The sequence below is a fragment of the Mesorhizobium sp. M1D.F.Ca.ET.231.01.1.1 genome (assembly GCF_003999155.2).
Classification (GTDB): domain Bacteria; phylum Pseudomonadota; class Alphaproteobacteria; order Rhizobiales; family Rhizobiaceae; genus Mesorhizobium.
The window spans coordinates 1-328 of sequence record NZ_RZOZ02000166.1 but is presented as its reverse complement, the minus strand read 5'-3'; the positions used below and the strand labels follow the sequence as shown (position 1 = coordinate 328).

The 328-nt window shown below is 68.9% G+C and carries 1 protein-coding gene; it reads left to right on the top strand.

Going from position 1 to position 328, the window contains the following annotated elements:
- Window positions 1-328, top strand: a 328-nt coding sequence (locus EN874_RS32790) for a PLP-dependent transferase (RefSeq protein ID WP_135884733.1), incomplete at both ends; no start/stop codon positions are given.

Sequence of the window (328 nt, the reverse complement as noted above, 5' to 3'; positions counted from 1 at the left end):
CTGGGTGCGCTATGCGGGATTACCTGACGATCCCGTGCATGCCGCCGCGCAGCGCTACCTGCGCGGGCATGGGTCGGGCGTGCTGACCTTCGGCCTGCCCGGTGGCCGTGAAGCCGGCGCACGCTTCCTTGATGCGCTGAAGCTGTTCACCCGCCTGGTCAACCCGGGGGATGCAAAGTCGCTGGCGACCCACCCGGCCTCGACCACGCATCGCCAACTGGATGCCGCCGAACTGGCCAAGGCCGGGGTCAGCGAGGACACCGTGCGCCTGTCGATCGGCATCGAGCACATCGGCGGAGCGTCGCGTACAGACAGCGTGTCGACGCCT